This window comes from Streptomyces sp. NH27 (genome assembly GCF_056859195.1).
In genome coordinates, this window is the sequence record NZ_JACEGK010000230.1 from 1 (window position 1) to 11,786 (window position 11,786).

Annotated in this window: 13 protein-coding genes and 1 pseudogene; 1 reads left to right on the top strand and 13 read right to left on the bottom strand. The window is 69.4% G+C overall.

Translation table 11 applies throughout. The features are described 5' to 3' along the window. The 3 genes and pseudogenes from AC13HU_RS19615 to AC13HU_RS19625 form a co-directional block, all read right to left on the bottom strand. A pseudogene (locus AC13HU_RS19615) lies at nt 1-744 on the bottom strand (hypothetical protein); the annotation flags it as partial. A 229-nt stretch (nt 745-973) separates the two neighbouring features. Further along, nucleotides 974-1,273, bottom strand: a complete 300-nt coding sequence (locus AC13HU_RS19620; protein WP_483043218.1) for an STAS domain-containing protein — start codon at nt 1,271-1,273, stop codon at nt 974-976. Between the two features lie 203 nt (nt 1,274-1,476). Then, a complete protein-coding gene (locus AC13HU_RS19625) occupies nt 1,477-2,325 on the bottom strand; it encodes a 3-hydroxyacyl-CoA dehydrogenase family protein (protein WP_483043207.1) in 849 nt (282 codons plus the stop codon). Nucleotides 2,326-2,483: 158 nt separating this feature from the next. Between AC13HU_RS19625 and AC13HU_RS19630 the strand changes: the two genes are divergently transcribed. Beyond that, a complete protein-coding gene (locus AC13HU_RS19630; RefSeq protein WP_483043208.1) occupies nt 2,484-3,056 on the top strand; it encodes a cob(I)yrinic acid a,c-diamide adenosyltransferase in 573 nt (190 codons plus the stop codon). A 76-nt stretch (nt 3,057-3,132) separates the two neighbouring features. On the opposite strand, the gene AC13HU_RS19635 is transcribed toward AC13HU_RS19630, so the two are convergent. From AC13HU_RS19635 to AC13HU_RS19680, 10 genes are all read right to left on the bottom strand, one after another. Continuing rightward, the gene (locus AC13HU_RS19635; protein ID WP_483043209.1) at nt 3,133-3,582 is read right to left on the bottom strand and encodes a DUF2550 domain-containing protein; all 450 of its coding nucleotides are present in this window, start codon (nt 3,580-3,582) and stop codon (nt 3,133-3,135) included. 126 nt (nt 3,583-3,708) lie between these two features. Beyond that, nucleotides 3,709-4,083, bottom strand: a complete 375-nt coding sequence (locus tag AC13HU_RS19640; RefSeq protein ID WP_483043210.1) for a F0F1 ATP synthase subunit epsilon — start codon at nt 4,081-4,083, stop codon at nt 3,709-3,711. Nucleotides 4,084-4,236: 153 nt separating this feature from the next. Beyond that, nucleotides 4,237-5,691, bottom strand: a complete 1,455-nt coding sequence (gene atpD / locus AC13HU_RS19645; RefSeq protein ID WP_483043211.1) for a F0F1 ATP synthase subunit beta — start codon at nt 5,689-5,691, stop codon at nt 4,237-4,239. 5 nt (nt 5,692-5,696) lie between these two features. Continuing rightward, entirely contained in the window at nt 5,697-6,629 is a 933-nt protein-coding gene (locus tag AC13HU_RS19650) for a F0F1 ATP synthase subunit gamma (RefSeq protein ID WP_483043212.1), read from the bottom strand. Nucleotides 6,630-6,633: 4 nt separating this feature from the next. Continuing rightward, entirely contained in the window at nt 6,634-8,205 is a 1,572-nt protein-coding gene (atpA, locus tag AC13HU_RS19655) for a F0F1 ATP synthase subunit alpha (RefSeq protein WP_483043213.1), read from the bottom strand. Nucleotides 8,206-8,289: 84 nt separating this feature from the next. Beyond that, nucleotides 8,290-9,105, bottom strand: coding sequence for a F0F1 ATP synthase subunit delta (locus AC13HU_RS19660; RefSeq protein ID WP_483043214.1), 816 nt, complete (start codon nt 9,103-9,105; stop codon nt 8,290-8,292). Beyond that, nucleotides 9,102-9,653 (bottom strand): F0F1 ATP synthase subunit B, encoded by a 552-nt coding sequence (locus AC13HU_RS19665; protein ID WP_483043215.1) that lies wholly within the window; start codon nt 9,651-9,653, stop codon nt 9,102-9,104. The genes AC13HU_RS19660 and AC13HU_RS19665 overlap by 4 nt, the downstream gene beginning before the upstream one ends. Before the next feature lie 42 nt (nt 9,654-9,695). Then, nucleotides 9,696-9,941: an ATP synthase F0 subunit C gene (atpE, locus tag AC13HU_RS19670; RefSeq protein WP_037913419.1), complete on the bottom strand. Its 246-nt coding sequence runs from the start codon at nt 9,939-9,941 to the stop codon at nt 9,696-9,698. Between the two features lie 78 nt (nt 9,942-10,019). Then, nucleotides 10,020-10,826: a F0F1 ATP synthase subunit A gene (atpB, locus tag AC13HU_RS19675; RefSeq protein WP_483043216.1), complete on the bottom strand. Its 807-nt coding sequence runs from the start codon at nt 10,824-10,826 to the stop codon at nt 10,020-10,022. 285 nt (nt 10,827-11,111) lie between these two features. Beyond that, nucleotides 11,112-11,573, bottom strand: a complete 462-nt coding sequence (locus tag AC13HU_RS19680; protein WP_483043217.1) for a Cg1360 family ATP-synthase-associated protein — start codon at nt 11,571-11,573, stop codon at nt 11,112-11,114. Nucleotides 11,574-11,786 lie beyond the last annotated feature (213 nt).

Consider the following 11,786-nt stretch of genomic DNA (forward strand, 5'->3'; position numbering starts at 1 on the left):
CCCGTCGCCGAACCCGACGACGTCGCCGCCTCCACCACCACCACCACCACCGCCGAACGGCACGACACCCGCACCCGGCGCCGGGTCGGCCGGCGCAGCAGGGGCGAAGGGGTCGAAGTCGTCGGCGAGCGGATCCTGCGTGTCGAGCGCGGCACCGGCCACGAACTCCGCACCCGCGCCACCCGGGCCCGTACCGTCGTCGACCGGGGCGCGGCCGGCCAGGTCCGGGCTGTCGTCCTCGGCGCTGCGGTCCGTCCCGCGCGGGCTGTGCACGCCGGTCCCGAACGCGTCGAAACTCTCGGCGCCCAGCAGCCGCGCGACGGCCCCGGCACCGGCCGCGAGCCCGAGCCCGTCGTCCTCGACGGCCGGGTCCTGGAAGACCGCGGGCGCGGGGAAGGCGTCCGGCCCGAACCCCGGCCGCTCACGCGGCTCCTGTGCGGCGGACCACTCGCCCTGGCGCGGCTCGTGCCGCCCGCCCGGCCGGGGGGCGCCGGCCGCGAACGCGTCGAACGCCCCCGCCGGGCGCCGGGTGCCCGAACCGCCGGCCGCGCCGCCGAACGGCGACACCCCGGAACCGGTCGCCGCCGAACCCTGCTGCTCCCCGCCTCGCAGGCCGCCCGCACCTCGCATGCCGCCGTCACGTCGCGAGCCGTCGCCGCGCGCGAGATCGTCACCGCTCCCGTCGCCACGGCCGTCAATGCCGTCCGGGTCCTCGACGAAGTCGAAGCGCTCGGTGTGATCCATGTCGTACGCCCCCAAGGTGCATCACTGGTTGGGGGCCGCCACGGGCTGCCGCGGGTCCGCGCTCACGGACCGCAGCCCGATTTCCCCTACTGCGGCGTACGCGGTGGCACGCCTCCTGGCCATCGATGCGCAAACTCTAAAGGCTCGCACACCATCCATGAAGTGCCGGGGGTGCCTCACCGGTGGAAGGCGTCCTTTACGCGTTTTACGTGCGGTTGACTGCCGTGGATTACTTTTCCGCCTCGATCGCGAGGATTCGGTGCAGCCGGGTGGCGATCAGCAACCGCTGCATCTGCGGGGGCACACCGCGCAGCACCAGCCGGCGGCCGCCGCGGCCGGCCCGCCGGTGCGCGCCCATGATCACGCCGAGGCCGGTCGCGTCCCACGAGTCGAGTTCGGTCAGATTCAGCACCAGGTCGCCATGGCCGGCGTCGAGCGCGGTGTGCAGGGCCGTACGGGCGTCCGCAGCGCTGCGGACGTCGAGGCGCCCCCCGACGACCAGCTCGGCGTGGTCGCCCCTGATGTGCATAGTCACTCCCGGACGGTGCTGGCATGGACACGGTGCTGGTACGGACACGGTGCCGGCATGGACGCCGTGCGGGCGGCGTGAACACGTCGGCCCGTCAGTCCTCACACAACTGACGGTCCGTCGTATACAGAAGTTGCCGGCTGTGAGCGAACCGATACCGAATTCACTCCTCCGAGTGACGTCGGTTGGTGCCGACAGGGGCACTAGTACGTGTAGAACCCCTGCCCGCTCTTGCGGCCCAGGTCACCCGCGTCGACCATGCGCCGCATGACCTCCGGCGGGGCGAACTTCTCGTCCTGCGACTCGGTGTAGATGTTTCCGGTGGCGTGCAGCAGGATGTCCACGCCGGTGAGGTCGGTGGTGGCGAGCGGGCCCATCGCGTGGCCGAAGCCGAGCTTGCACGCGGTGTCGATGTCCTCCGCGGAGGCGACCCCGGACTCGTAGAGCTTGACCGCCTCCACCACCAGTGCGGAGATCAGCCGAGTGGTGACGAAGCCCGCCACATCGCGGTTGACGACGATGCAGGTCTTGCCGGTGCTCTCGGCGAACTCCCGTGCCCGGGCGAGCGTGTCGTCGCTGGTCTTGTAGCCGCGGACCAGTTCGCACAGCCCCATCAGCGGCACCGGCGAGAAGAAGTGGGTGCCGACGACCCGTTCGGGGCGCTCGGTGACCGCGGCGATCTTCGTGATCGGGATCGCGGAGGTGTTGGAGGCGAGCACCGTGTCGTCGCCGACCAGCCGGTCGAGGGTGCGGAAGATCTCCCGCTTGACCTCGATCTCCTCGAAGACCGCCTCCACCACGAGGTCGGCGTCGGCGGCCGCGTCCAGGTCGGTGGTCGTGGTGATCCGGGCGAGCGCGGCCTCGGCGTCGTCCGCCGCGAGCTTCCCCTTGGCCACGAACTTCTCGTAGGACGCGGCGATCCCGTTCCGGCCGCGGGCCAGCGCCGCGTCGGTCACGTCGCGCAGCACCACCTCGTAGCCCGCCTGTGCGGACACCTGCGCGATGCCGGCGCCCATCAGTCCGGCTCCGATGACGGCGAGCTTCTTCGCCACGGCACACACCTCTCCGTTGGGGTATCTGGCCGGACCCTAACGCCCCTTCAGCACCGGGCGCAGCATGATGTCGGCCGCGTCACCGTGTGTCCTTGGTCGCACAGTTGGGGTGGCGCGGCCCGGACGGGATGTGCCGGACAGGGCCTACGCTCGACGGCATGGTCAACCTCACCCGTATCTACACCCGCACCGGCGACGACGGCACGACGGCGCTCGGCGACATGAGCCGTACGGCCAAGACCGACCCCCGCATCGGCGCGTACGCCGACGCCAACGAGGCGAACGCGGTACTCGGGGTGGCGCTCGCGCTCGGCGATCTCGCGGCGCCGGTGGCCGCCGTCGTGACCCGGGTGCAGAACGAACTCTTCGACGTCGGCGCGGACCTGGCCACCCCGGTGGTGCCGGACCCGAAGTACCCGCCGCTGCGGGTGGAGCAGCCCTACGTGGACCGGCTGGAGGCGGAGTGCGACCGCTTCCTCGCCGAGCTGGACAAGCTGCGCAGCTTCATCCTGCCCGGCGGCACCCCCGGCGCGGCGCTGCTGCACCAGGCGACCACCGTGGTCCGCCGGGCCGAGCGCTCCACCTGGGCGGCACTGGGCGAGTACGGCGACACGATGAACCCGCTCACCGCCACCTACCTCAACCGGCTCTCCGACCTGCTGTTCATCCTCGCCCGCACCGCCAACGTCTCCCGCGGCGACGTGCTGTGGGTGCCGGGCGGCGACCGCTGAGGCGGATTACGGCGTCAGGCGGTACGGTGCCCGGCCGTACGGGAGCAGAGCAGCAGGGCGCCGGATCATCGGATCATCAGGCCACGTTGACGCGCTGACCGGGCGGGGCCGCCTCCAGCCAGGCGAGGAACCCGGTCAGGGCGTCGTCGCTCATCGCCAGCTCCAGCTGCGTGCCGCGGTGCACGCAGCTGAGCACCACCGCGTCCGACAGCAGCGCCAGTTCCTCCGAACCCTGGGGTTCGCGGCGGCCGGTGACTTCGATCGAGGGGCGCTCCAGCACCCGGCGCGGGCGAATCGCGTACGAGAAGACCCGGAACCACTCCACCCGGTCACCGCTGTAGCGGGCCACTCCGTAGACCCAGCCCTTGCCGGCGGCCGACTCGGCGTCGCCGACCGGGGCCGGTCGCAGCGAGCAGTCGAAGGTGCCGCCGGGGCGCTGGATGAGGCGTCGGCGCAGCCCGAAGAGGAAGAGCCCGAGCAGCGCTGCCACCAGGACCGCGCCGCCCACTTCGAAAGCGAGGATCACGTCCGCCGACCTCCTCGCCTGGAATATGGATGCCGCTCTTGCTGTGCCGGTGCCGCGGACCGCCCCTGCGGGCGGTTCGCGGCACCGTGGTCCTGCTGGCTACTACGTCCTGCGGTCAAGCATCCTTCAGCGTGCGCCCGCCGCAGCGGCGAGCCGCACCTCCGCCCGGCGCTCGGCACTGGCGTCGGTGTCGGACTTGGAGCGCTGCAACGCCCGCTCGGCCCGGTCGACGTCGATCTCGTCGGCGAGCTCGGCGATCTCCGCGAGGATGGAGAGCTTGTTGTCCGCGAAGGAGATGAACCCGCCGTGCACGGCGGCGATCACGGTGCCGCCGTCGCTGGTCCTGATGGTGATCGGACCGGACTGGAGCACCCCGAGCAGCGGCTCGTGGTTGGCCATGATGCCGATGTCACCCGACTTGGTACGGGCGACGACCAGGTTGGCCTCGCCGGACCAGACGTTGCGGTCCGCGGCGACCAGCTCGACGTGAAGATCGGCCAAGACGGCTCCTCGGGTTGGCACCCACCGCCTGCGGAGGATGCGTAGGACACAGAATAAGGGGTGCGACCGGAAGGCTGGTCCGAGGACCCCCTTCGGAGTCCACCGGATCGCCCCCCGGTCGCGTGGGCCTGGCGGCCCGGGTGGTGCGAGGCGTCAGCTCACGCCCAGCTTCTTGGCGTTGGCCTTGAGGTCCTCCAGGCCACCGCACATGAAGAACGCCTGCTCCGGGAAGTGGTCGAACTCACCGTCGGCGATCGCGTTGAACGCCGTGATCGACTCGTCCAGCGACACGTCCGAGCCGTCCACACCGGTGAACTGCTTCGCCGCGTGGGTGTTCTGCGACAGGAAGCGCTCGATCCGGCGGGCACGGAAGACGGTGAGCTTGTCCTCCTCGCCGAGCTCGTCGATACCGAGGATGGAGATGATGTCCTGGAGGTCCTTGTACTTCTGCAGGATTCCCTTGACGCGCGAGGCGCAGTCGTAGTGCTCCTGCGTGATGTACCGCGGGTCCAGGATGCGCGAGGTGGAGTCCAGCGGGTCCACCGCGGGGTAGATGCCCTTCTCCGAGATCGGCCGCGAGAGCACGGTCGTCGCGTCGAGGTGGGCGAACGTGGTGGCCGGGGCCGGGTCGGTCAGGTCGTCCGCGGGGACGTAGATCGCCTGCATCGAGGTGATCGAGTGACCACGGGTCGAGGTGATCCGCTCCTGGAGCTGGCCCATCTCGTCCGCCAGGTTCGGCTGGTAACCCACCGCGGAGGGCATCCGGCCGAGCAGCGTGGAGACCTCGGAGCCGGCCTGGGTGAACCGGAAGATGTTGTCGATGAAGAACAGCACGTCCTGGCCCTGCACATCGCGGAAGTACTCCGCCATGGTCAGACCGGCCAGCGCGACCCGCAGCCGGGTGCCCGGCGGCTCGTCCATCTGGCCGAAGACGAGCGCGGTCTGCGGCAGCACACCGGACTCTTCCATCTCCGCGATCAGGTCGTTGCCCTCACGGGTGCGCTCGCCGACGCCGGCGAACACGGAAACGCCCTCGTGCAGCTTCGCCACACGCATGATCATTTCCTGGATGAGCACGGTCTTGCCCACGCCCGCGCCGCCGAACAGGCCGATCTTGCCGCCCTTGACGTACGGGGTGAGCAGGTCGACGACCTTCAGGCCGGTCTCGAACATCTCGGTCTTCGACTCGAGGTCGTCGAACTTCGGCGCCTTGCGGTGGATCGCCCAGCGCTCGGTGACCTCGGACTCGGCCGCCGGATCGTTGAGGATCTGGCCGAGGGTGTTGAAGACGCGGCCCTTGGTGACGTCGCCGACCGGCACGGTGATGCCGTTGCCGGTGTCGGTCACCGGGGCCTGGCGGACCAGGCCGTCGGTGGGCTGCATGGAGATGGCGCGGACCACGCCGTCGCCGAGGTGCTGCGCGACTTCGAGGGTCAGCGTCTTGGTGGCGCCTGCCTCGGCGTAGTCGGCGACCTCGACGTGGAGGGCGTTGTAGATCTCCGGCATGGCGTCGACGGGGAACTCCACGTCGACGACCGGGCCGATGACCCGGGCTACGCGGCCGGCGGCCACGCCGGCCGTGGGTGCCGTTTCAGCAGTGGTGGTCATAGTGGTCAGTCACTCCCCGCGCTCGCGTCGGCGAGGGCGCTGGCGCCACCGACGATCTCGCTGATTTCCTGGGTGATGTCGGCCTGTCGGGCCGCGTTGGCAAGCCGCGTGAGCGACTTGATGAGGTCTTCCGCGTTGTCCGTGGCGGACTTCATCGCCCGGCGGCGGGCCGCGTGCTCGGAAGCGGCGGCCTGCAACAGGGCGTTGTAGATCCGGCTCTCGACGTACCGCGGCAGCAGCGCGTCGAGCACGCCTTCCGCGGACGGCTCGAACTCGAACAGCGGCAGTGCCTCGCTCTTCGCCGGTGCGGCGTTGCCGTCGCCGGCCCCGCCGTCCTGGTCCTTGACCGACAGCGGCAACAGCCGCCGGTCCACCGGGTTCTGGGTCATCATCGACACGAACTCCGTGAAGACGATGTGCAGTTCGTCCACGCCGCCGTCGGCCGTGTCCGCCAGCACCGACTCGATCATCGGTGCCGCCGCGGCCTTGGCGTCGGCGTAGCTCGGGCTGTCGGAGAAACCGGTCCAGGAGCCGGCGACCTTGCGCTCACGGAACGCGTAGTACGCCACCGCCTTGCGGCCGATCAGGTAGGAGTCGACCTCCTTGCCCTCCGCGCGCAGCCGCTCGGTGAGCCGATCGGCCGCCTTGATCGCGTTGGACGAGTACCCGCCGGCCAGACCGCGGTCGCTGGTGACGACCAGCACCGCGGCGCGGCTGGGGTGCTCCGCCTCGGTGGTCAGCGGGTGCTTGGTGTTGGAGCCGGTCGCGACCGCGGTCACCGCGCGGGTCAGCTCGTCCGCGTACGGGGACGAGGCCGCCACCTGGCGCTGGGCCTTGATGATCCGCGAGGCCGCGATCATCTCCATCGCCTTGGTGATCTTCTTGGTGGCGGTGACGGACCTGATCCGGCGCTTGTAGACCCGAATCTGTGCGCCCATGCGATCAGCCCTCGACCAGCAGCGCGCCCGAGGACGTCTCGAACTGCTTCTTGAAGGCGGCCACCGCGTCGGTCAGCGCTTCCACGGTCTCGTCCGGCAGCTGGCCGGTCTCGACGATCGCGGTGAGCATCGACTTGTGCTCGCGGTGCAGGTAGTCCAGCAGCTCGCGCTCGAACCGGCGGATGTCCTCGACCGGTACGTCGTCGAGCTTGCCGGTGGTGCCGGACCAGATCGACACGACCTGGTCCTCGATCGGGAACGGTGCGTACTGGCCCTGCTTGACCAGTTCCATCATCCGCTGGCCGCGACCGAGCTGCGCCTTGGAGGCCGCGTCCAGGTCGGAACCGAAGGCGGCGAACGCCTCCAGCTCGCGGAACTGCGCCAGGTCCAGCTTGAGCCGGCCGGCCACCTTGCGCATCGCCTTGATCTGCGCGGAGCCGCCGACCCGGGAGACCGAGATACCGACGTTCAGCGCGGGCCGCTGGCCGGCGTTGAACAGGTCGGACTCCAGGAAGCACTGGCCGTCGGTGATGGAGATGACGTTGGTCGGGATGAACGCCGACACGTCGTTGGCCTTGGTCTCCACGATCGGCAGACCGGTCATGGAGCCGGCGCCGAGGTCGTCGGAGAGCTTCGCGCAGCGCTCCAGCAGGCGGGAGTGCAGGTAGAAGACGTCGCCCGGGTACGCCTCGCGGCCCGGCGGGCGGCGCAGCAGCAGCGAGACGGCGCGGTAGGCGTCGGCCTGCTTCGACAGGTCGTCGAAGATGATCAGGACGTGCTTGCCCTGGTACATCCAGTGCTGGCCGATGGCCGAGCCGGTGTACGGGGCGAGGTACTTGAAGCCGGCCGGGTCGGACGCCGGGGCGGCGACGATCGTGGTGTACTCCAGCGCGCCGGCCTCCTCCAGCGCGGCGCGTACGCCCGCGATGGTGGAGCCCTTCTGGCCGATGGCGACGTAGATGCAGCGAACCTGCTTCTTCGGGTCGCCCGAGCGCCAGTTGTCACGCTGGTTGATGATCGTGTCGATGGTCAGCGCGGTCTTGCCGGTCTGCCGGTCACCGATGATCAGCTGGCGCTGGCCACGGCCGATCGGGGTCATCGCGTCGACGGCCTTGAGGCCGGTCTGCATCGGCTCGTGCACCGACTTGCGCTGCATGACGGTCGGCGCCTGGAGTTCGAGGGCGCGACGGCCCTCGGTCTCGATCTCGCCGAGGCCGTCGATCGGGTTGCCCAGCGGGTCGACGACCCGGCCCAGGTAGCCCTCGCCGACCGCGACAGAGAGCACCTCACCGGTGCGCTGCACCGGCTGGCCCTCTTCCACGCCGTCGAACTCGCCGAGGATGATCGCACCGATCTCGCGCTCCTCGAGGTTGAGGGCGAGGCCGAGGGTGCCGTCCTCGAACTTCAGCAACTCGTTCGCCATGGCCGAGGGCAGACCCTCGACCTTCGCGATGCCGTCACCGGCAACGCTGACCGTGCCGACCTCCTCGCGCGAGGCGGCGTCCGGCTGGTACGACTGGACAAAAGTATCCAGCGCGTCCCGGATCTCCTCCGGCCGGATCGTGAGCTCCGCCATCTGGGTTCCCTGCTCTCCTTGTTGGGCCCTGTATTCCTCACGGCCCAACTAGGGCCGCCTTCATGCTTGTTGCGTTGGTGGCTGTCAGCCGGCCATACGGCGGGCGGCTTCGTCGAGCCGGTCCGCGATGGAGCCGTTGATGACCTCGTCGCCGACGCGTACCCGCACCCCGCCGAGGACCGCGGGGTCCACGTCCAGGTTCAGGTGCACCGGGCGGCCGTAGATCCGGGACAGCGCGTCTGCGAGCCGCTGCTTCTGCCGGTCACTGAGCGGAACGGCCGAGACCACTTCCGCTACCGTCCGACCCCGGCGGGCCGCTGCCAGTTTGGACAGGGATTCGATCCCGCCCTCCAGGCTACGTCCTCGCGGCGCGGTGACCAGTCGTACGACCAGCCGTTCCGTGACCGGATTGGCACGGCCGCCGAGCAGCGTGCCCAGCAGGGCGCGCTTCGCGTCCTTGCCGGCGCCGCGGTCGGCCAGTGCGGCGCGCAGCTCGCTGCTGCCCGCGGCGATCCGGCCGAACCGGAAGAGCTCGTCCTCGACGTCGTCCAGGTCGCCACCGCGCTGGGCGGCGATCAGGTCGGCGGTGTCGGCCAGTTCCTCCAGGGCGTCCACCAGGTCACGCGAGCGCGACCAGCGGGACCTGACCATGCCGGCCACCAGGTCGAGCGCTTCGCCGCCGAGCTGGCTGCCGAGCAGCCTGCGGACCAGCTCCGCCTTGGCCTCACCGGTCTGCGCCGGGTCGGTCAGCGCGCGCCGCAGACCGCTCTCGCGGTCCAGCAGCGTGGTGACCGAGGACAGCTCACCGGCGAGCCCGGCCGCATCCACCGACGTGCTGTCGGTCAGTGCGTCCAGCCGCTCGCGGGCGGCCGCCAGTGCTTCGCGGCTCGCACCGTTCATCGCGCCGCCTCGGCGGAAGAAGCAGCGCTCTGCTCCAGGCCGTCCAGGAAGCGGTCGACCACGCGGGACTGGCGGGCGGAGTCCTCCAGGGACTCGCCGACCACCCGGCCGGCCAGGTCGGTGGCGATCTTGCCGACCTCCTGCCGGAGGCTGACCGTCACCTGACGGCGGTCTGCTTCGATCTGGGCATGGCCCGCCGCGATGATGGCGTCGCGCTGCCGCGAGCCCTCCTCGCGCATCTCCGCGATGATCTGCGCGCCCTGCTCGCGGGCCTGCTCGGTGATCCGAGCCGCCTCGTGGCGGGCCTCGGCGAGCTGGGCCTTGTACTCCTCAAGCGTGCGATTGGCGTCGGCCTGGGCCTTCTCCGCCCGCTCCAGGCCACCCTCGATCGCGTCGTGGCGCTCTGCGAGGGTCTTCTGGATGTTCGGCAGGAGCTTCTTGCCGAGGATGCCGAAGACGATGAAGAAGCAGAGCAGGCCGATAACCAGTTCCGCGGTATCGGGGATGAGCGGGTTCTGCGCCCCCTCCTCCGCAAGGAAGGTCATCATGTCTGAACCTTTCGTCGAGTGGCTACTGGTCGGGGGTCCAGGTCACTTCTGGAAGATGAAGGGGACGACCAGGCCGAGCAGTGCGAGGACCTCGCACAGCGCGAAGCCGAGGAACATGTTGGTGCGGATGACCGGCATGGCCTCGGGCTGGCGGGCCATGGCCTCGATCGAGTGGCCGAAGACCAGACCGATGCCCACGCCGGGGCCGATGGCGGCGAGGCCGTAGGCGACCGCGCCCAGGCGGCCGGCGGTGGTGGCGGCGGCGAGGTTAACGAGCTCGGCAGACATTTCCCTGTCTTCCTTTGTGATGCGGTCCGTTGGGGGGCTTCCCAGCGGAAGATTCGATGGATGGGTTCCGGGCGCGGGTCAGTGACCCTCTTCGAGCGCTCCACTGATGTAGATCGAGGCGAGCAGCGTGAAGATGTACGCCTGGAGGAACTGGATCAGGATCTCGAAGGCGGTCATGAAGACGGCGAGCGCGAACGATCCGCCTGCCACCGCGGTGAACGCCGAGGGGGTGAGCAGGTACCAGCTCGCGACGCTGAACATCACGATCAACATGTGGCCGGCGAACATGTTCGCCCACAGCCGCACCGCGAGGGTGAACGGGCGGGTGATCACGTTCTGGATGAACTCCAGCAGCACGATCAGCGGCACGAGCGGCTTGGGCAGACCCGGAATCCAGACCAGGTTCTTCACGCCGCCGCGGAAACCGTGCGTCTTGAACGTGAGGTACATGTACGTGATGAAGACCAGGGCGGCGAGGCCCACCGGGAACGCGAACCGCGACATCGGCGGGAACTGCGCGACCGGGATGATCGACATGATGTTCATGAACCACACGAAGAAGAAGATCGACGCGAGGAAGGGGACGTATTTGTCGCCCTTCTTGCCGATCACCTCGCGGGCGATGCTGCGGGCCACGAACGTGTAGCCGATCTCACCGACCAGCTGCAGCTTTCCCGGCACCAGCTTCGGCTTGCTGAACGCGGCCCAGAAGAAGCCCACCACCAGCAGCATGCAGATGACCGCCAGCAGCATCGGCTTGGTGAAGTCGAAGCTCCCGATGCTGAAGATCGGCTTGAAGTCGAACGAGTTGAGACCCGGAGCGGGGAATGCGCAACCGTGCTGAATGTGGCATCCAGCTTCAGCGAGCAGCGTGTGGGCACTCACCCGTGACTCCTTCGTCGTGACGCATAAGAAACGGCAACCTCGTGTGTCAGCGCGGCTGGTGAGGCCGCTGTTCGGCACTGCGGGTAGGGCGTGGCGAAGCCCGCTCGGTCCGCTGAGAGCCCGCACCGCGTCGCGGGCATCCGTCTTCCGTACCGCCAGTGCGGTTCCGGTTCCGAATACACCGCAGGGCGCGGGGGCTTGACCCTCTGCATGTGCGAGGGGCCCTCACGTCCGGATGCGACTTCGGACGATAGCAGACCAGGGTGAAGGCCCCTTACTCTCCCCTTACGTAGCATCGCGCGACCCCGTCCCGACCGCGTCCGCCTCCTGCTTCCGAGCGGCGGGGACCGAGGGTTCGGGATCGACGTAGAGCATCCGGCTGGTCAGCGTCTGCTTGATCTGGCCGCCCACCCAGGCGAGCGCGGTGACCAGCAGGGTCAGGCCGAACGCGCGGCCGTTGAAACCGCTGGTGTCCTTGAAGACGACGATGAAGACGCCGATCAGCAGGATCTGCACGGCGTAGACCAGCATCCCGGCGGACATCGCCAACTGGGGCTGGTTCTGGGTGATCCGCATCAGCGCCCACGAGCCGAGCGCGAAGAAGACAGCGACCACGGCAACCGCCACCACACCGCCGAGCAGGCCCTTCTCGCCTGCGACGAGGGCGCTGACAACAATGGCGATGACTCCGACGGGTCCGGCCGCGAGGGCCGAGCCCCGGAGGATCCGGGCGTCGTTGGGCTGCATGGGGCGGCTCCTCCGGCGGGAGTTGGGGCGAGCGGATGTCGTCGGAGACGAGCGGGGGCGAGGCGGGGCGGGAGCGAGGGTGTGCCTCTCGCCGGAAGACCGTCTCTCTCAAGGTCTTTCGGCGTTTCCTGCTTTCGTGAACGGTATCACAAAGTATTTGATGCGGTCTTTACCATGAAGATGTGCTGCCTGTCACACAGAGGAGGTAGCAAC